The organism is Leptolyngbya sp. FACHB-541 (genome assembly GCF_014695875.1).
Classification (GTDB): Bacteria; Cyanobacteriota; Cyanobacteriia; order Elainellales; family Elainellaceae; genus JAAUTN01.
Genome location: NZ_JACJPC010000019.1, coordinates 14,512 through 35,041, shown reverse-complemented (window position 1 = coordinate 35,041; position 20,530 = coordinate 14,512). Strand labels below are relative to the sequence as shown.

At 46.9% G+C, this 20,530-nt stretch carries 15 protein-coding genes; 10 read left to right on the top strand and 5 right to left on the bottom strand.

Annotation, left to right across the window (positions count from 1 at the left end; genetic code table 11):
• Nucleotides 1–76: 76 nt before the first annotated feature.
• Both H6G00_RS02815 and H6G00_RS02810 read left to right on the top strand, forming a co-directional pair.
• The gene (locus H6G00_RS02815) at nt 77–5,206 is read left to right on the top strand and encodes a hypothetical protein (RefSeq protein WP_190795546.1); all 5,130 of its coding nucleotides are present in this window, start codon (nt 77–79) and stop codon (nt 5,204–5,206) included.
• An 87-nt stretch (nt 5,207–5,293) separates the two neighbouring features.
• Entirely contained in the window at nt 5,294–5,839 is a 546-nt protein-coding gene (locus tag H6G00_RS02810; RefSeq protein WP_190795545.1) for a hypothetical protein, read from the top strand.
• A 99-nt stretch (nt 5,840–5,938) separates the two neighbouring features.
• Here H6G00_RS02810 and H6G00_RS02805 read toward each other — a convergent pair whose 3' ends face one another.
• Nucleotides 5,939–6,328 (bottom strand): GFA family protein, encoded by a 390-nt coding sequence (locus tag H6G00_RS02805; RefSeq protein WP_347278140.1) that lies wholly within the window; start codon nt 6,326–6,328, stop codon nt 5,939–5,941.
• Here H6G00_RS02805 and H6G00_RS35105 point away from each other — a divergent pair.
• Nucleotides 6,217–6,468: a hypothetical protein gene (locus H6G00_RS35105; protein ID WP_242042101.1), complete on the top strand. Its 252-nt coding sequence runs from the start codon at nt 6,217–6,219 to the stop codon at nt 6,466–6,468. The genes H6G00_RS02805 and H6G00_RS35105 overlap by 112 nt on opposite strands.
• Here the strand turns inward: H6G00_RS35105 and H6G00_RS02800 are convergent.
• Together H6G00_RS02800 and H6G00_RS02795 are read right to left on the bottom strand one after the other, a co-directional pair.
• On the bottom strand, nt 6,465–7,262 hold the full coding sequence (locus H6G00_RS02800) for a methyltransferase domain-containing protein (protein WP_190795543.1): 798 nt from the start codon (nt 7,260–7,262) through the stop codon (nt 6,465–6,467). The two genes, H6G00_RS35105 and H6G00_RS02800, sit on opposite strands and share 4 nt — an antisense overlap.
• An 87-nt stretch (nt 7,263–7,349) precedes the next feature.
• Entirely contained in the window at nt 7,350–7,592 is a 243-nt protein-coding gene (locus H6G00_RS02795) for a hypothetical protein (protein ID WP_190795542.1), read from the bottom strand.
• An 823-nt stretch (nt 7,593–8,415) separates the two neighbouring features.
• Here H6G00_RS02795 and H6G00_RS02790 point away from each other — a divergent pair.
• The 4 genes from H6G00_RS02790 (at nt 8,416) to H6G00_RS02775 (ending at nt 15,591) form a co-directional block, all read left to right on the top strand.
• Entirely contained in the window at nt 8,416–10,335 is a 1,920-nt protein-coding gene (locus H6G00_RS02790; protein ID WP_190795541.1) for a transketolase C-terminal domain-containing protein, read from the top strand.
• Nucleotides 10,336–10,592: 257 nt separating this feature from the next.
• Complete coding sequence (locus tag H6G00_RS02785) at nt 10,593–12,377, top strand: AIPR family protein (RefSeq protein WP_190795540.1); 1,785 nt, start codon at nt 10,593–10,595, stop codon at nt 12,375–12,377.
• A 243-nt stretch (nt 12,378–12,620) separates the two neighbouring features.
• On the top strand, nt 12,621–14,645 hold the full coding sequence (locus H6G00_RS02780; protein ID WP_190795539.1) for a tetratricopeptide repeat protein: 2,025 nt from the start codon (nt 12,621–12,623) through the stop codon (nt 14,643–14,645).
• Nucleotides 14,646–14,733: 88 nt separating this feature from the next.
• Entirely contained in the window at nt 14,734–15,591 is an 858-nt protein-coding gene (locus H6G00_RS02775; RefSeq protein ID WP_190795538.1) for a nucleotidyltransferase domain-containing protein, read from the top strand.
• Nucleotides 15,592–15,614: 23 nt separating this feature from the next.
• Here H6G00_RS02775 and H6G00_RS02770 read toward each other — a convergent pair whose 3' ends face one another.
• Nucleotides 15,615–16,484 (bottom strand): AraC family transcriptional regulator, encoded by an 870-nt coding sequence (locus H6G00_RS02770; RefSeq protein ID WP_190795537.1) that lies wholly within the window; start codon nt 16,482–16,484, stop codon nt 15,615–15,617.
• A gap of 127 nt (nt 16,485–16,611) precedes the next feature.
• Between H6G00_RS02770 and H6G00_RS02765 the strand changes: the two genes are divergently transcribed.
• Complete coding sequence (locus H6G00_RS02765; RefSeq protein WP_190795536.1) at nt 16,612–16,920, top strand: cupin domain-containing protein; 309 nt, start codon at nt 16,612–16,614, stop codon at nt 16,918–16,920.
• Between the two features lie 282 nt (nt 16,921–17,202).
• On the opposite strand, the gene H6G00_RS02760 is transcribed toward H6G00_RS02765, so the two are convergent.
• Nucleotides 17,203–17,418 (bottom strand): hypothetical protein, encoded by a 216-nt coding sequence (locus H6G00_RS02760; protein WP_190795535.1) that lies wholly within the window; start codon nt 17,416–17,418, stop codon nt 17,203–17,205.
• A gap of 744 nt (nt 17,419–18,162) precedes the next feature.
• Here H6G00_RS02760 and H6G00_RS02755 point away from each other — a divergent pair.
• Nucleotides 18,163–19,521 (top strand): CmpA/NrtA family ABC transporter substrate-binding protein, encoded by a 1,359-nt coding sequence (locus H6G00_RS02755; RefSeq protein WP_190795534.1) that lies wholly within the window; start codon nt 18,163–18,165, stop codon nt 19,519–19,521.
• A gap of 94 nt (nt 19,522–19,615) precedes the next feature.
• Nucleotides 19,616–20,464, top strand: a complete 849-nt coding sequence (gene ntrB / locus H6G00_RS02750; protein WP_190795533.1) for a nitrate ABC transporter permease — start codon at nt 19,616–19,618, stop codon at nt 20,462–20,464.
• Nucleotides 20,465–20,530: the final 66 nt, after the last annotated feature.

Sequence of the window (20,530 nt, the reverse complement as noted above, 5' to 3'; positions counted from 1 at the left end):
CAACTCAATCTACTACCCCTGTTGGGTTACGCTTTGCTTCACCCAACCTACAAATTCTGTGGAGGCAGTTTTATAGATGGCTGAGGTGGTTCCATCGGACGAGGCGCTGATACTGAATGAGCGATCGCTCCAGGCGTTAATGCGATCGCTCACCCTCTCTCAGGGGCAGTTCTCTTTGATCTTGGTGCGCTGCAACTACAGTCGACTGCGTGACCAAATCCTCCAGCACATCAAAACTTCCTCGGCGCTAAACATCCAAACGCTTGAACTGCCAGAATTTACGCCGACCCTGTTCACTTGCATTCAGACGCATCTGCAAGCGTTAAATGATAACCCTCCCAGTGAGTTGCCTGTTGCCCTGATGGTAGTAGGGCTGGAGAAGGTACAGCAGCTTAATGCGGTGTTTGGCTCTGCCAACCTGATTCGAGACGAATTTCGTAAGAAATTGCCCTTCCCGCTGGTGCTGTGGGGCAACGATCATGTGCTGCGGCAATTGGCTCAATCTGCGCCTGACTTTAGAAGCTGGGCGGCTGCCCCGATTCGGTTTCAGTTTCCGATTGAGGAACTGGTGACGTCCCTGCGTCACCATGCCCACCAGATTTTTATCACGCTGCTGAGTACCGGGGCCGAAGGATTCTTGCCCAATGCAGCGCTAAATCTGCAAAGCGGATCACCCCTGCGAACCGAACTGGAATTTGCGATCGCCGACATTCTCAACAGCGGTCGCACCCTAGATCCTGAACTGCAAGCCAGTCTTGACTTCCTCGGCGGACGCGATGCCCACGCCAGAGCCGAGATGGAAACCGCCCGCACCTATTACGAAAACAGTCTCACCTTTTGGCGGGAAGGCAGCGCCACAATCACCGATATTGAAAGCGACGGAAACGGTGAGCAGTTGGGAACGGTGCCGCTGCGATCGCTGATTCCCCACACTCCGACTTCCTACATTCTCAAAGAAGCAATTCTGCTGTTTCACCTGGGGCTGTGGTGGCGCAGCTATGCGGTTTTGCAGCGGGCGACCTATGAAGCGTCGTGCCGTCGCGCTAAGGAATATTTCAGCCAGTGCCTAGACCTATTTCGGCAGGAAGGACGGCTAGAACTGGTAGCTAAGTTCATCACTGCCTTGCAGGAAACGCTGCAAAAGCTGCGCCATTGGGAGGAACTGGAAACCCTCACCAGCGAAGCAATGGAGCTACACGAAACCTATAGCGATCCGGTGCGTTTAGCGCGAGATCACGGGTTTTGGGCGGAATTGATGTTAGCCCGTTCAGATTGGGCTGAAGCCCATGAGTGTGCCGAAGCAGCGTTAGAAATTTTGGATGAAGCAACCCCAGAGGAGACGGAAGTTGCACCTACTCTCCTGCCTGCAACATCCTCAGCGGTAACTGAGACACAGTCACAACCAGCAAACACACCACCAGTGATAGAAGACAGCCTTGCCCTGGCAGAACGCTATCAACGGAGCTGGTATTTGCTGCTGTTGGGGCGATCGCAATCTCACCTGGGTGACATTAATGGGGCGATCGCCTCGCTCAAATCAGCCCAGACTGCCAGCGATCCGCAGCATGATCCCGTTCTTTATATTCATATTTTGCAGGAATTGCGAGATCTTTATTTTGTCAAAGGAAATTACCTGGAAGCCTTTCGGATCAAGCAAGCACAGCGGCGTGTAGAGCAACAATATGGCTTTCGTGCCTTCGCTGGAGCGGGTCAGCTAGAGCCTCAGCGATCGCCCATTCCCCTTGAAGTTGCCCCTTCCTCTCCAGAGGCGATCGTGGCTCAGGAGATTGCTGCCTCCAGTCGTCAACAAGATGTTGACCGTCTGGTTGCCCGCATCAGCACCCCAAAAGACAAACTCACCGTGATTCACGGACCTTCCGGTGTAGGCAAAAGCTCCATCGTCACTGCCGGACTGTTTCCCACCCTGCAACGTCGTACCATCGAAGCCCGTCGCGTCCTTCCTCTGCTGCTATCGGTCTACACAGGTTGGGAAGAAACTTTAGAACGATACCTGAGAGAGGGGTTGGAGGCGATCGGTTATAGCCGGGAAGCGCTCAGCAACGATTCAGAAGTGGTCGGCAACGGTTCAGAGGCGGTCGGCAACGATTCGGACAAGATCGGAAATGATTCGGAAGCAGTCGGGAACGATTCAGAAGTGGTTGGCAATGATTCAGCGGGGGTCAGGAACGATTCAGCAGCAGTCGGGAACGATTCGGACACAGGCGGAAATGATTCGGAAGCGGTCGGCAACGATTCGGACACGGTCAGCAACGAGCAAGATAGTCTCCTCTGGCTCCTGACTCAACTCCGCCAAAATCAGAATCGCAACCTTTTCACCGTGCTGATCTTTGATCAGTTCGAGGAATTCTTCTTTGTTCGCCCTGACCCGCTCCAGCGCAAATCTTTCTACCTGTTTTTGCGTGACTGCCTCAACATTCCCTATGTCAAGGTCATCCTGTCGCTGCGAGAAGACTACCTGCACTACCTGTTAGAAATCGATCGCGTCGCAGACCTGGAAGTGATTAACCATGACATTCTCAGTCGCGAGATCCGCTATCCTCTGGGCGACTTTTCACCTGCCGATGCCAGAGCCGTAATCGAGAATTTAACCGCGCGATCGCAATTCTACCTAGACCCAGACCTGGTGGATGCTCTGGTCAAAGACCTGACGGGTGCATTGGGCGGCATTCGCCCAATCGAGCTACAAATCGTTGGCGCACAGCTTCAAGAAGACCGAATAGATACGCTGGTTGAATATCAGCAGCTAGGCGAACATCCCAAGCAAACGCTGGTACAGCGCTACCTACAGGAAATCATTCGTGACTGTGGCAAGCCCAATGAAGCGATCGCCCAACTCGTCCTCTTTCTCCTCACCGACGAAAACGGCACTCGTCCCTTCAAAACTCGCCTGGAACTCTTAGAAGAACTGGAACTCACGGGTATCACTATTCCCCCTAAACAACTTGATCTAGTACTGGAAATCATGGTCGGCTCCGGGCTGGTGCTAAACGTGCCTGAGTTACCCGGCGATCGCTACCAGCTTGTCCACGATTACCTCGTCAGCTACATTCGTCAGCAGCAGGAACACGGACTCCTAGCCGAACTCGAAGCCGAACGAGAAAAACGCCGTCTCAGCGAAGAACAACTCAGGGAAGCCCTGCGCGACAAGGAACAGGCACTTTTGAAGGAGCAGCAAGAACGTCAGCGTGCCGAAATTGCCGAAATTGAGGCACTAGGAGCCGCTTCTCAAGCGCTGTTGCTCTCCTATGATGATTTGGCAGCTTTACTCGCTAGCGTTAAAGCTTGTCTCAAACTTCAGGAGATAGCAGCACCCATCGAGCTACAAACTAGAATGATGAGTCGGCTTTGGCAAACTGTTTATGGAGTGCGATCGCGCAATCAATTCAAACATGATGACTGGATCTGGAGCGTGAGTTTCAGTCCCGATGGCAAAACCCTTGCCTCTGCCAGTGCTGACCATACCGTCAAACTTTGGACGGTCACGGGTAAGGAACTGCAAACCTTGCACGGACATCAAGACATCGTCTTAAGTGTGAGTTTCAGTCCCGATGGCAAGACCATTGCCTCTGCCAGTGCTGACCACACCATCAAACTGTGGACAGTCACAGGTAAAGAACTGCAAACCCTGCACGGACATCAAGACATCGTTTTAAGTGTAAGTTTCAGTCCTGATGGCAAGACCCTTGCCTCTGCCAGTGCTGACCACACCGTCAAACTGTGGAACCTGGACGGAGCAGAATTACAAACCTTTCAGGGACACGAAAAGATGGTCGCAAGTGTCAGCTTTAGTCCCGACGGCAAAGTGATTGCCTCTGGCAGCGCTGACCATACGGTCAAACTGTGGAACCTGGATGGAGAACTGAAAACCCTTCAAGGACATCGCGGTAGAGTTTGGAGTGTGAGTTTTAGCCCTGATGGTAAGACCATTGCCTCTGCCAGTGCTGACCATACGGTCAAACTGTGGAGCCTTAACGGAGAAGAATTACAAACTATTCAGGGGCATCAACTGTGGGTCAGAAGTGTAAGTTTCAGCCCTGACGGACAGACTATCGCCACTGGCAGTGATGATCATACCGTCAAGTTATGGAGCCTGAATGGAGAGGAATTGCAAACCTTTGAAGGACACACCGACAGAGTTAGAAGTGTAAGTTTCAGCCCTGACGGTAAGGCGATCGCTTCTGGTAGTGCTGACTACACCGTAAAACTTTGGAGTCTGGAGCAAGAAAAACTACAGACTTTGAAGGGGCATCATGACAAAGTCAGAAGTGTTTGTTTCAGTCCTGATGGCACAAGGATTGCTTCTAGCAGCGTTGACCACACCATCAGGCTTTGGAACCGTGACGGCAGCCCACTGCAAACCTTGCAAGGACACGATGATTGGGTTTGGAGTGTATGTTTTAGCCCTGACGGTCAGACCATTGCCTCTGGTGGTGCCGACTACGCTGTGAAACTTTGGAGCCTTGATGGAACAGAGTTAAAAACTTTCCAGGGACATCTTGGCATGATCTTAAGTGTTTGTTTTAGCCCCGATGGTAAGACCATTGCTTCTGGTAGTGCTGACCACACCATAAAACTTTGGAGCCTTGATGGAGAGGTATTACATACTTTTCAAGGACATCAAGATAGAGTCAGAAGCGTTTGTTTTAGCCCCGATGGTAAGACCATTGCTTCTGGTAGTGCTGACCACACCATAAAACTTTGGAGCCTTGATGGAGAGGTATTACATACTTTTCAAGGACACCAGGACTGGGTTAGGAGCGTGAGTTTCAGCCCTGATGGTAAGACCATTGCTTCCGGTAGCGCTGACCGCACCGTGAAGCTTTGGAGCCTTGACGGTAAAGTGTTGCAAACTCTTCGAGGACATCAACTGTGGGTGAGAAGCGTCAGTTTCAGTCCTGATGGGAAAACGATCGCCTCTGGCAGTGCAGATTACACGGTGAAGCTTTGGAATCTTGAAGGCAAAGAGCTACAAACTTTTCAAGCACATCGCGGCGGAGTCAACAGTGTCAGCTTTAGCCCCGATGGCAAAACCATTATTTCTGGCAGCGATGACCACACCATCATTCTGTGGAACTGGAACTTACACGAATTGCTAAAGCAGGGATGTGCATGGCTTCAAGACTACTTAGCTCACAGTCCTGAAGTGAGTGAGGAAGATCGACATGGTTGCGATCGCTCACTTTAACTTTAGAGTTGAGTGAACTTTAATTGGGCGATCGCAACACAGTTGCGCGTCCAGCTATTTTAGTTCTATGTTATTTAGGTTTCTATGATGAGTACACAGCTAGCTGATACTTTGGGAAGACTGCAAGCCAGAATCTATTGGCTACATGATGCAGAAGAGTTTGATGAGTTAACTAATACGGCGAGTAAGATCTATCAGCTTTTAGGCTATTCTGAATCCTTGAGTAATCAAGTTGGTCGCTTTATCTCTGAGGCTTATCGAATCTCTGATGATGCTCAGATTGCAAGATTTGCTGGTGATCCAGAAAAGGAATTAAAGTACTACTCTGAGGTTCAACTTCAATTAGCCGAAGCAGTAAAACTACTAAATTTGCCCATTGAAACAGCAGAGTATCAAGTTCAATGGTGGATGCTTTCTAGACATAAAAAGATTATTGCAGCATTGAGCTATATCCTGAAGCAACATAAATATAGTAAGTTGTCGGTCTTAGGTGAAGCCAAACTAGCTTATTACTCATTTCAAATAGGTCTAGGTCACCACCAGAGAAACTTAGCCAGATGTGAGAAGTATGCGATCCATTATTGGAGCTTGCTTCTACAGTCAGAAGAACCTATTTATCCCTACATTGGTTGATAGCTGACCCCGGCTCGGATCCAAGAAGCACCTCTTCGAGGAACTCTCGAAACTGCTAGATGTGGGTAACACGCACGATGAAGTCAGGCTGAGTTTCGGTTATGGTTCGGTGCGTGCCGTCCCTTCTCGATCGCGCTCATATTGGCGTGCGACGTCGAACGGGGGCAGCCAATTCTCCCGACGACAAATCCAGAGCTCATAGGTGGGTGTCACCTGGTTCGGCGTATCCAAAGTACCGGCAGGGATTTCGATTTCGTCGCCCGAGCAACTGAAGACCGAGGAGCCGCAAACTGGGCAGAAATAGCGTCCGCGATAGTCGGCCGTCGTGCCAGTGATGCTGACCGCATCGGCAGGAAACACCGCAAAAGTATGGAATATTGCCCCGTGGTGCTTACGGCAGTCTAGACAATGGCAAATGCCCACCCGAAACGGTTCGGCAGCAACTTCCAGACGGACCGCTCCACAGAGACATCCTCCGTGATACTGCACGTTCCTCATCCGTCCTCCATCGCGCGTTGCCTTCTAACATTTTATCAGCGACTGACCTCGACGAGAGCCAATCTTCAGTGCCGAATAATCTGGAACTAAGCACAAGCGACTTTCAACCGTCCACTGCTGTGAAGTGTTAGCTTGCAGTGTATGCCCATATTTCAAATCGTGCTTGAGATGATAACTCCGCATCCAATGAACCATAATGATCATGGCAAAATACTTCGAACTCTTTTAGTGCAAGATGAAAGGCTTCATCTGGAACAAGCCAGCACAACCCATATGCCCGTAGCCTGTAGAAGCTGAGTAATTCCTGAACCTGGTTGCTTACCGTCCATTCCTTAGCTATCAAATAATTACACTGATATCCTTGATTACGTAAATACTCCTCTATGTTAATTTCGTTAATTACTTTGCGTGACTGTTGTGAGGGTTGTGGCTCTTGATACTTGGATAAGATAGTTCTGAAATGCTGCTCAAACTCCAGCCGCGCAGGTGGAGTAATCCATTGAGCATTAAGATAGAAACCTTTTGGGTTTAGAACACGATCGATCTCATCTAAAAACATTCTCAAATTGGCAACAGAGTGAAGCATGTGAACAGTTAGCACAACGTCAAAGCAGCTGTCGGAGAAAGGTAGTTGTGAAGCATCTCCATGAATCAGTTTCAGATTCCGGGGAATTTTAGGCAGCTTGTGACGGAATTGGTTAAGCATTTCCTGAGAGACATCAATGCCAGTCACAGAATAGCCGCGTTTTACTAACGGAAGAACGTTTAGCCCAGTTCCTATACCAGGTTCTAAGAAAGTGGTTTCAGGAGTTGCCCTGACTAGGGTAAGAATAAAATCTGCAACTTCCTCAGCGATTGGCTCTGTCAGCCAGCGAGTTCGATCATAAATATCGGCAATTTTACTGTAGTAAACATTTTTTCTCACTTTTCTGGACCTTATGCTTCTCAACCTAATACCCGAAGTTTTGGTGAGAGAGCGATCGCCCCTTCCTCAAGCGATCGCCCCTCTCTCTTACCTTCTCCGATCGCGAGTCAAGATACTCATCACTTCACCAGAACTCGGTGCAGGTAACAAGGGACTCCAGGCACTCACTTCGGCAAAGCCACGGTGATAGAGGTCGTGAATCGTTTCTATCACACCATCACGAGAACCGATAATGAGGATTCGTAGGCGATCGCGCTCAGGATTTTGAAGTGCAGAAATTTCTCTCTCAGCGTTGGGTACGTTGGGAGATTCCAGGAAACATTGAGACATAAGTTGTAACTCCTTAGGGTTTTTGAGGAAACCCCAAAAACCTAGCCACCCCGCACTAATTCACACGTTGCAATGAGTGAGAGGACAAAAAGTGAGTTTACTTTCACTTTCATGTCCTGATGGATCAGCAACGTTTTGACATGACAAGTCGGGGTGGCTAAGGGAGTGTTAAAATTCACCGTTAGCCGCCAGACTGGTACACACAGCTTGGGGGTCAGTCGCTCAAGGCTGTTCGCAGCAACCTTGGGCGGCGCTAGATTTTTGGGCGTAGTAGGGCTGCTTTTGAGTAAAAATGACAACCTTAACGTGAGAGCATATCTGGGATAGTGACTCTCCGTCAAGGTGGCAAACTACGGATTTTTTGAGACGGATTTTTTGAGAAGCGCTTGAGGCGATGATTAAAGATTATTTACCAAACTTTACTTTTCATTAACAATCTTGATCATAAGAGTAATGAGCATTTATACTCAGGTATAGCTGTTTACAGAAATTTCTGCTCTGACTCAGGCGTTTCTAAGCCTTTTGAGGAGCACAGGAGTTATTTTGCTTCTTGAAAATTTGTGTCTTACTAGGCAAAATTTCTCAGGAACCAAACCTCAAAGACCCACGCAGAGCGCTATAGGATCAGGAGATTGGACATTAGCGAGACGGCATTCTCTGTAGTTCTCCGTCCATTGAGATCTATCCTGTGTGTAATGCGGCGTCGCGATCGCCATCAGTTCTACTCTAATAATTCTCCTGTTCGCCAAAAACCGTCTGTGATGATGGTTTTGTCTCTAGAAGTGTTCGCCTTAAATAACTGCCCACTTAAAGAAAATCAGCCATGACTATTGCTAAAGCCAGAACCAGCTTCCCGATTGATTTGGATGCCTACCAACCCATCGCCCTTGACCCGACTAATCCAACCCTGACCAGCGAACAGCGGGATGCATTGAGAGCAAATATTGAGCTTTGCCGGGATGCGATCGTATTCTTCACCGCAACTGGAGCAGCAAGAGGCGTAGGCGGACACACAGGCGGACCTTACGACACGGTGCCGGAAGTGGTGATTTTGGATGCATTCTTCCGGGGAGCGCCAGACAAGTTTGTGCCAGTTTTCTTTGATGAGGCAGGACACCGCGTCGCCACTCAATATTTGATGGCAGTCATTCATGGGGAACTGGACGTGGAGCGGCTAACTCAATATCGTGCCGCTCATTCAGAACTTCCTGGACACCCAGAGCTGGGGTTGACTCCCGGTGTCAAATTTAGCGGTGGACGGCTAGGACATGTTTGGCCCTATGTGAATGGGGTGGCGATCGCCAATCCTGGTAAAATCGTTTTCTGCCTTGGCTCTGACGGTTCCCAGCAGGAAGGCAACGACGCAGAAGCCGCCCGTCTCGCAGTCGCCCAAGGTCTGAACGTGAAGCTGCTGATTGACGATAACGATGTCACCATTGCCGGACATCCTTCTGAATATTTGAAGGGCTTTAGCGTTGGCAGAGTGCTAGAAGCTCATGGCTTAGACGTAAATGAAGGCGACCCCGAAGACATTGACGACCTGTATCGCCGCATGTGTGCTGCTGTCACCACCGATGGCCCGGTTGCCCTGATCAACAAGCGCAAAATGTGCGTCGGCATTGAAGGGCTGGAAGGTTCCACCCATGGACATGATGTGATTCCGGTGAAGTTGGCGATCGCCTACCTGGAGTCTCGCGGACAAACCGAAGCCGCCGAGTACCTCAAGAACATTGAGAAGCCCAAAAATCCTTACACTTACCTGGGGTCTGGCGACAAGCAAGGCTCAAACCGCAACGTCTTTGGCGAAGCGGTCGTCTCCGTCCTCAGCCGCATGAGCGAAGCAGAGCGTAAAGAAAAAGTGCTGTGCATCGACAGTGACCTGGAAGGCTCCTGCGGACTCAAAGCAATCCACGACGCATATCCCGAAATCTTCATCAGTTCCGGCATCATGGAGCGAGGCAACTTCGCTGCTGCGGCTGGCTTTGGCATGGAGCAAGGCAAACAGGGCATCTTCGCCACCTTCAGCGCCTTCCTGGAAATGTGCATCTCCGAAATCACAATGGCGCGGCTCAACTACGCCAACGTGCTCTGTCACTTCTCACACTCCGGTGTAGACGATATGGCAGACAACACCTGTCACTTTGGCATCAATAACTTGTTTGCCGACAACGGGTTAGATGACGGTCACGAAACACGCCTCTACTTCCCTGCCGATGCCGCTCAGATGACCGCTTGCGTGGAAGCCGTGTTTAACGATCCGGGTCTGCGGTTTATCTTTTCCACCCGCTCCAAAACACCAAACATTTTGGATGCAAATGGCAATGACCTTTATGGTGAAGGTTACACCTTTGTCCCCGGCAAAGATGAAGTCGTGCGCGAAGGCACAGCAGGCTACATCGTCACCTTTGGTGAGTCGCTCTATCGCGCCCTAGATGCAGTCGAGAAACTGAAGCAAGAAGGAATTGACGTAGGTTTGATCAACAAACCCACATTAAACGTGGTTGACGAAGAGATGATCGTCAAAGTTGGCGCATCCCCATTTGTATTAGTGACTGAAGCCTTTAACCGTCGCACCGGACTGGGCAGCCGCTTTGGTTCCTGGTTGCTAGAGCGTGGACTGACTCCCAAGTTTGCTCACGTGGGTACTCACAAGGAAGGCTGTGGTGGTCTGTGGGAACAGTTCCCCCACCAAGGCATTGACCCCGATGGACTTATCAGCAAGGTGAAGGAATTGGTTGGTTAATTGACATTGGTGAAGTGAGTTGAAAAGAGGGTGGGCATTGCTCACTCTCTTTTTTGCTTTTCATAAGCGGGAGCTTATCCATGATCTCAACTCAATCTACAAAGCTTTATTTTTGGCATTGTCTAAATTCCTAGCCAATCACCTCTATTTCCAATCCTTGCTAGCAGAAGTGAAAAGAAGGTTTTTTGAGGTAGATATTGATAAAGCAAATTTAAGTTATGCTATCTGTCAGATTTCTATTTTTGAGTAATATCTAAATGTCTTTTTCTTTCCAGGCAGCTTTTGAAGCTCGAAGCGATTTGAAGAAGTATCAAGAAGACGCTCTTGCTCTCTTTGCACTTCAACTTCGATTTCAAATTGAGGATATTGATATAGTAGCGACAAGTTCTCTCACAGGAAAACTTACTGGAGGAGATGATAAAAAGTGTGATTTAATTTACGTCGATAAGGATAGAGGCTATATCATCGTTATACAGACATATGTTTCCCTAAAAGATAAACTAGCTGCAAAATCTAACAAAGCTTCGGACCTTAATACAGCAGCAGCATGGTTGCTCAATTCACCTATCAATGATTTACCGGAAGGACTTCAGCCTTCTGCTGAAGAAGTTCGCTCCACTTTAGGGAGTGGAAACGTAAAATTTCTACAATTTTGGTATGTGCATAATTTACCAGAGTCAGCTAATGTCAAAGCTGAACTTCACATGGTAGAGCAAACAATAAATAACTCGTTAAGAACTAGATTTCCAAATATAGAAGTTGAAAATGTAAGTGCTATTGAAGTTGGACAGGAAACAATCGATGAATGGTACCGTGCTTTAGAAGCCCCAATTTTGATCACCGAAAAATTTAGAATTCCCATATCAGGAGGCTACACCATATCAAACAGCGATTGGGAGTCTTTTGTCACAGCGGTTCCTATCGCCTGGTTTCGCAACATTGTCAGGAACTACCGGGAAAATCTTTTTTCTGCTAATGTACGCGGATACTTGGGTAGCAAGGCAAGTAGCAATAACATTAATAATGGTATCAAAGAGACTGCCAAGAATGATCCCAGCCACTTCTGGGTTTACAACAATGGTATAACAGCACTAGTATCTAATTTCCAGGAGAGGGAAGTTGAAAATTCTGAATACGGAGAAATTAACAAAGCAAAAGAATTAGAAATCACAGGAATTTCTATTGTAAATGGGGCGCAAACAACGGGGGCAGTAGGAAGTTTAGTTGAACTGATCGACGACATCGCAATGGTTCAAGTCAGATTTGTCAAATGCAGTAATATCAAAACTATAAGAAAGATCATTGAGTATAACAATAGACAAAATACCGTTGAGGTTTCTGATTTCCGAAGTAATGATCCTATTCAGCGCCGACTCCGTCAGGAATTTGAAGAGATCCCTGATTCAATGTATTACGGGGGGAGAAGAGGTGGGCATGAAGATGTTATTCGTCGTCAACCTAATTTATTACCTTCTGACACTGTTGCCCAAGCTCTTGCAGCGTTTCATCAGGAGCCTGTCATAGCATATAATAATAAGTCTGACATTTGGGCAGTGGATACTATTTACTCCAATTATTTTTCGGAACAAACTTCTGCTGGGCACATTGTATTTGTATATTCTCTTCTTCGTAGTATTGAAGCTAAAAAACGCCGACTTGTAGATAAGAATAAAACAAACTCTCTTTCTGAAGCTGAGCATAAACAATTAGACTTCTTTCAAAGACGGGGCCCTCATATCCTATTGACTTCAGCAATCGCTAAATGCCTTGACACTTTTCTAGGAAAACCTGTTCCTAATCCTTTCAGAGTTTCTTTTGGCTTACATACATCACCTCAAAAAGCTGAGGAAATTTGGGAGCCAGTTGTTGAAATAACCATACCATTTTGTAAACAGCTACTTCCCGCCGTTAAGAAGAGTTTAAACAATGCTGATGAGGCAAAGGAAGCAATAGATAATTTTAAGAATATGGTTGAGTCAGCAAAAGAATACCACACTTCCCGTTTTGAGGAATTTGCAAAAGAAGTTCAAATTGACTTGTGAAAGTGATGCTAGATACTGGCGCACTTCCGCAAGAGCAATAATTAGCAGAATTCTTCGTAAGGGTAGTTACAACAGAGTTGCTTGAGCGATCGCCTAACCTAAACCTCACCTACGAATAAACAGGATGCGATCGCTGCTCGTCTCTAAGCTGAGATAGAGGATAAGCAAACCTGGAAAGAGGGGCGATCGCACCCAAATAATGCAAGTTAGCAACGATAGTTGATTAGTAGCTAACTATGCCCTATGAAGTTCTATTCAAAACGACTGTTTCACATCCTAGCGATCGCCACGCTGTTTTCAATCAACTCAGACTCTCTAGGTCGCATTTATGCTGCCGAAGAACCTCAATATAATGAGCTGAGCGAAATTTGCAGTCAGATCGAATGCGCCAATGCTGAGCGAAAGCAACAAGATTCCGCTGATAGCGATTCTGCTGAAGCTGACGAGCTTAATCGAGCAGTCGACCTTGACCGCTCAGGCAACAAGCAAGAAGCACTAGCAATCTTACAAGAACTTATCCAGCGTGATTCCAATAATGCTCTAGCCTACTTACTAGCAGGCGCAATCCTGCTTGAACTAGAGCGCTTCGATGAAGCTATTCCTTATTTGAGCAGAGCCGTTGAAATTAATCCCAATGAGGCTTCAGCATATGAGCTGCTAGGCTCAGCATTTACTGTTCAATCTTTTATCAGCAGTAGTTCCCTGCAAAGGATGTTAGCCAACGAGCAAGCCATCTTAGCGTTTAGAAGAGCCAGAGAAATCTATGAAATATCTGGCAACGCAGAATCAGTAGAGGTTATGACCCGATCCCTCCTAACTTTACAGGACTGGGATACAGCTCACGAAGAATACAGGATAGCAGTGGAACTTTTTGAATCCGGTAAGAGAGATGAAGCGCTAGATAGGTTGCTCTCTCTCAGAGTAGAAGCGCCAAACTACCTTCCGAATTTAGCAGAATGTTCACAGCCTCCTGCTAACGTAGCGAGTGTTGAAGTTGCTGCGATCGCACAAACAGATAACAATATAATTCCACCCTGTCGCATTTTTGAGGGAGAATCGCTGGAGTTTAGTCCGACGGGGGATAAATTTGTCCTATTGCGCGATGTGCAAGGGTGTTCACCACTACCCTCTTCACCGTCAGTGTGCTCAACACCAGAAAACCCTCGCAACTATTTGTATGACATATCTGGCAACCAATTAGCAGTGCTGCAAGGATTTTTCTTGGGGTTTAACGAAACTGGCAATCGCATTGTAACCAGTGTGCCTCTAGCCAACGCAGCAGGAAGGTATGAACTACAAGTCTATGACGCATCGGGTCAGCTACTAGAAAGCTTTCAAGAAGCGATTAGACAATGGAGTGCGGAAGGCGATCGCGTCTTGACTCTTTCCTTAGAGGACGATCGCAGCTACTTGTATGACCTAACAACAGGCAACCAGTTGGGAAGTTTTGAGGGAGCACTATCTCGCATGAATGCCAGTAGCGATCATATCGTCACCTACTCACCTCAAACAAATCTAAGTTATTTGTATAACCTTTCAAATAACCAGGCGATAGAATTACGAGGTGAGAATCCGAGATTTAATGGCAGAGGCGATCGCATCATCACTTCATCCAGCCACGACGGTCGTAGCTATCTGTACGATCTCTCTGGCAACGAACTAGCTGCTTTGGAAGGTACTGTTCCAGTAATAGCCTATAGTCCTCTTATAAGATTAAGCTTTAGAAGCACTCTTACTAGTCCTGATGCCTTTGCATTTGAACGGATTGTGACTCATCTGGGTGATGGGCGTAGTAACCTGTATGATTCGTCAGGCAATCGATTAGCAGTCTTACAGGGAGAGTTACATTTCGTTAATGGAAACGGCAATCGAATTATTACAGCTACACAAAACGGCTTACGTCTGTATGACTTTTCAGGTCGTGAATTGGCCGTTTTACAGGGAGAGGAACTATCTGACTATAACGCGACAAGCGATCGCATCCTAACCATCTCCCGTGAAAGGGATCGTATCTATCTGTACACCCTCTCAGGCGAACAGGTAGACGTGTTTTCCGGTAACGCAGCCTTGATGGATGAAACAGGTAATCGCATCGCCATCAATTTATCGGGCGGAGCAAACTTCTCCTATGTGTATGACATTACTCAAAATCGACTATCAGTCTTGTCAGGAGCATATCCAACATTAAGCTTAACGGGTAATCACGCTACCACGCGCTCACGTGGCGACAACCATGTTTATCTATATGATCTTTCAGATATCCGTTAATTATTTGTTCATCGATTATCATTGAGGAATCACTGAAAGTCTCTGCGTGTTGCATACCAGCACAAACATCCTGCCTAGTAGAGCCAGTATGACTCAGCCATTGCCTCACTTCATTCACCGTGTTGTCGATCGCCTGCAATCAATAGAGGGAATCGTGGCGATCGCCCTCGGTGGTTCAAGAGCAAGAGGCAGTCACACCCAGAAGTCAGATGTGGATCTAGGGATTTATTACCAACCGGAGAACCCACCTGATCTGATTGCTCTCAATCAACTCGCTTCTCAACTTGATGATAACCATCGCGAAAACCTAATTACTCCAATTGGTGAATGGGGAAAATGGATTAATGGGGGTGGTTGGCTAAAAATAGAAGGTATCTCTGTAGATTTTCTCTATCGTGATCTGGCTCAGGTTAATCGTGTGATTGAGGATTGCCATGCTGGGCAAATCACGATTGATTATCAACCGGGGCATCCTCATGGCTTTGTATCCTCAATTTATATGGGCGAAGTTGCGATCGGTTTGCCACTTCACGATCCAGATGGCATTTTAGCTGCTCTAAAGGCTAAGACAATTCCTTATCCAACTGGACTTAAACAAGCAACCGTTAATAAGTTTGCCTGGGAAATTAGTTTTTCACTGTTTGTTGCACAGAAGGCGATCGCGCGCAATGATGTTGCTTATGCAGCAGGTTGTTGTTTCCGTAGCGTAGCCTGTATGAATCAGGTCTTATTTGCCCTCAACGAAGAGTACTTATTGAACGAGAAAGGTGCAGTAGCAGTTGCCAACAGCTTTGCACTGTGTCCGCAAAACTATCAGCAACGGGTTGAGTCAGCGTTTACTCTTTTAACCGTTGATGCAGACTCAATAGTGAAGGTAATCGCCATCCTTGATCAACTTGAGCGAGATTTGAGTCAATGGTATGGCGATCGCCGCTTGATCATGTAAAGTCTGAGGGCTAGCTAGAACTGTTAGTGACTAACCTTCTCCCGATACTGCTTAGGCGTGATACCGATGTATTTGGAGAATAATGTGGTCATGTGACTCTGACTGCTAAAGCCACAGTCAAAAGCAATCTGGGCGATCGGTTGTTCTGTCTTAGCTAACAACGTTTTGGCGCGGTTGAGACGGCAGGTGATGATCCAGGCGTGAGGAGATTGCCCAACCTTTGCCTTAAACCATCGCACAAACTGAGATGGAGGCATTTCTACGACCTCAGCGAGGGCACTGAGCGATAAATCTTCGCACAAATGAGCTTCAACAAATTCAAGCAAGTGATCAAATGCCCGTGCTGAGAGTTTACTCACCTGGTGTGTGTCTTCAGGCTTGGACAGCAAAGCAAGAATGACGTGAGTCGCAAATTGCGCGGCTAGCGCCTCGAAATAAAGACGACCACCTGATGGATTGGTTTGGATAAACGTTTGGGTTGCTCGTCCAATCGCCGTGATGTGCTGATTGTGGAGATGTGAGAGCCGCCGTAGCGTTGGGGGTTGGTGTGGCGCAATATCACTCACATAGGTTTCAAACAATTCCTCTGACAAAGCGAAGATTAGATAGGCTCCTCCTCGGCTCGATTCTGAAAACGTTTCACAATGGGCTGGGGTAAAAGCAAAGGTATTAGCAGGCGCATGATAGGGACTAATCCGATCGCTGGCAAACGAATGGTAGCCGGATTGGGTTTCTAGCGCGATTCCTAAAACATGCCAGTTGGGCTGATATCGAACCTGGTAAGGCTGCCTGGGACATAGCTCAACAAATAGGCGATCGCTTTCAAATCGCCGTCCCCAAATTGGAGGCAAAACAGGTAAAGAAGCCGGATAGTTAGAGGGAGAAATTGCCATCAATCAGGCACCTGTGCTGCAAGATTTTGAAATATAGAATTTGAAAGATTTGCTGCTTCAATCCATTTATCTTAATTCTCATATCCTCAATTGAAAAACCATTGATTTTTTAAGGAGAAGACAAGATATGACACACTTTCCCCGGCAATTGCGATCGCTACCTAAGTTTGAGGGACCGTTCGACGCCTTTAAGCTAGAAGCTAAAAATTGCGATGTGTTGTTTGCCTCCTATCCAGCAGGAACAAACATCCCACCTCACACTCACGACACTGACAACGTCGGCGTGATTACCCAGGGAGAATTAATTTTAATCGTGGATGGTCAGGAAACACATTACCAAGCAGGAGACTGGTATCACGTATCGGCACAAACCGTCCACGCCGCTCGGTTTGATCAGACGACTTCTGAAATTGAATTTTGGTTTTACCCCAAATAGCACATCACTTTTGCTCCGCAATTCTGCAACAAACTGTCTAGCCGTTTCATAGCCAATTCCCGTTGTTCCACCTGTGATTACAGCAGTTTTGTTGAATAAGCGTCTTCCAGTCCACGTAAATGTCCACGCAATGCGGCTGCAGCCTCTACATCACTGGTGCCAAAATCCGCAATGTTTGTACCAATCATGCATCCTTTGCTTTCAGGCAGTGAGGAATTTGCTGTAGGTTTTACAGAACTTTTCCAAGTTTGCGAGCGGTGAACCTGGAGCCAATAGCTGACTTCAAATGGACTTGCTCTCCGTCTGAGCATCATGGTCTAGCGCTTTGAGAAAGAGCGATCGCATATTGCTCAACGTATCGTAGAGGCTTTTTTCGATGCCCATCTGACTCAGTAGTTCAGACAGGCTAGCGGCTCCATATCCTCGCGCCCAAAATACTTTTGTTGCTTGAGATAAGGCACCTTCAAGATCAAATTGCTTGCTTGGTTCTCGACTCATGCCTGTAGTACAGGATGGGTAGACCAGTCGGCCAATATTTGTTCCAGAGACACTAACTATGGAAATTTTAATTGACTGATTAATTCCTGTTATCAATCGCTTTAGCAGTTCCATTAATCCGACGACTGCTAAAACTTACATTTCTACAAGATACTTTATATTTCTACGAAATAGGACATTAACCTACGTTATTAGAAACTAGGAGTGACTGAAATACCTCAATTTCGTTTTGTTTAGACTAAACAAGTGCAATTAAACGGCACTTTGAAGGAACGGAAATTCATCCCCTCTCATAAGAGGTAAAGAGGGATATCGACGAATACTGATGGTTTTCATAAAGCAGTCTATGGAAACAGAGAAAAATATAAATAAACACCAATGGTTTTCATAGAACTGTTTATAAAAATAGGGAAAAAACATAAGTAAATTTCGATAGACTTCATAAAACTACTTAAAGGTATTGGGATTTAACAGTGTTTAATCAAGAGATTTTATAAGAAACATTTAATAATTATTTCCAAATTATCAGTTTCAGTCGACTGTTTCTATTAAAAAGGCGATAAGCTATCTGCTAAGGGAATTTTGTTCATTGATTTGAAGTTTAGATTACATATCTGGCGCTCTGTCTGAGGGGAACGGACGCAGGAGCCAGGTGTGAATCGTCATAGTGGAATACTTTAGCTAAGTTTTTCCAGATCAAGAATTCAGCCGTTTTAGCAGCTTTAGGCGCTGTGGAGGAGCTTTATGACCAATTTTTCTAACTATTCTCGACGCAAATTTTTATTCACCGCTGGAGTAAGCGCAGCTAGCTCCATATTGCTTAAAGGATGTTTGGGAAATCCCCCTTCTGCAACCATTAATAGTGCAACAGCACAGCAAACTCCTGTAGCGGCGATCGACCCAGCTCAGGCTCCTGAAACCACACGCATTACCTTGGGTTACATTCCTATTGTGGAATCTGCACCGATTGTGATTGCCCAACAAAAGGGCTTCTTTGCCAAGTACGGGATGACCGAAGTGACCGTATCTAAGCAATCAAACTGGGCGTCTGCGCGTGACAACGTGGTTATTGGTTCTGGGAATGGTGGAATTGACGGTGGGCAGTGGCAAATGCCCATGCCTCACTTAATTTCTGAAGGACTGATTACTAATGGTCAGAAATTGCCAATGTATGTTCTGGCGCAACTCAATACGCAGGGAAATGGAATTGCCATCTCTGGAATCCATACGGGTAAAGGAATAGGGCTAGATATTTCAAATGCAGCAGAATACGTTAAAGGCTTTCAAGCCACTCAAGGCAGAAAGTTTAAGGCGGCACACACGTTTCCTAATGTGAATCAGGATTTCTGGATTCGTTATTGGTTCTCCGCTGGTGGAGTTGACCCAGATACTGATATTGATTTGCTGGCGGTACCTTCGGCTGAAACGGTACAGGGAATGCGGACTGGATCAATGGACGCTTTCAGCACAGGCGACCCCTGGCCTTACCGAATTGTGTCAGATGATATCGGCTTCATGGCAACTCTGACCGCTGAGATGTGGCCATTCCATCCAGAAGAATATTTGGCAATTCGAGCTGATTGGGTAGATGCCAACCCTAAAGCAACAAAAGCCATTCTGAAAGGCATTATGGAGGCTCAGCAATGGTGTGATGATCCTGCAAACCGGGCAGAACTCATTCAGATTGTTTCAGGACGTAACTTCTTTGACGTGCCAGCCAATGTGTTAACTCCTCCATATGAAGGAAAGTACGAGATGGCTGATGGCAAAGCGGCTATTGATGACTTTAAGAAGAGTCCGTTGTATTGGTCGGATGACATCGGTAGCGTTTCCTATCCTTACAAGAGTCATGATTTGTGGTTCTTGACTGAAACGATGCGCTGGAATTTCCATAATGGGGCGATCGCCGACTTCGACACAGCCCGTCAAATTATTGATCGCGTCAATCGCGAAGACCTTTGGAAGGAAGCGGCTCAAGAAGCAGGCTTCTCTGGCATTCCGACCAGCACGTCGAGAGGGGTTGAAACCTTCTTTGATGGCACAAAGTTTGATCCAGAAAACCCAGAAGCATATCTCAACAGCTTACAGATTAAGCGGATTTAACTACCAAGGGCGCAAGAGATAACGCCTACCACTCAGTCACTTCCTACTCGCGCTCAAGCTTGGACTATTTCGCATAAACACTCAAGGAGAAAAAATGGTTGCTAATCCAGGAACTCGCCCTTCAGGCTCTAATTTTGCAGATTCTGCTCGGGCTTTTTGGAAGAAACAGGGCCAGAACATCATGCTCCCTCTTATTGGAGTACTCGTTTTTCTGCTCGTCTGGCAGTTACTTTCTTCAACCGGAATCACTAGACTACCTGGACCACTCAGCCTGGTGACTGAACAGCGCACACGGGAGTTACTGCTCTATCCCTTTTACGATTTGGGTGGACTGGATAAGGGACTGTTTTGGCAAACCATGTACAGCCTGGGCAGAGTTGCTAAAGGCTATACGGCAGCAGCAGTTGTGGGCATTGGTCTAGGAATTTTAGTTGGAACCAATCAAACCATCAACAAAGCAGTTGATCCGATCTTCCAATTTTTGCGAATGATTGCGCCTCTGGCATGGGTTCCCATTAGTTTGATTGCCTTACAGAACGTGCAACAAGCCGCGATCTTCGTAATTTTCATTACTGCGATTTGGCCCATCCTAATCAACACCACAGTAGGGGTACAGCAGATTCCGCAAGACTATAAGAATGTGGCTAGAGTGCTACAGATCTCTCCACGCAAATACTTCTTTAAAGTCCTGATTCCTTCTGCTTTACCTTACATCTTCACCGGTTTACGGATTGCGATTGGTTTGGCCTGGTTGGCAATTATCGCGGCTGAAATTGTGATGTCTGGTGTAATCGGAATCGGTTTCTTCATCTGGAACGCTTACCAGAACAACTATGTCAGCGAAGTGATTTTAGCGGTGTTTTATATCGGTGCGGTAGGTTTGCTTTTGGATAGAGCAATGGCATATCTCCAACGGCTAATCCTTCCCGAAGAACAACGATGAAACCTAGGCTAGGGAGGGCATAGCATTCGGCAGATGCTCTCTGAAATAAACCAAATTCTTGCCCGA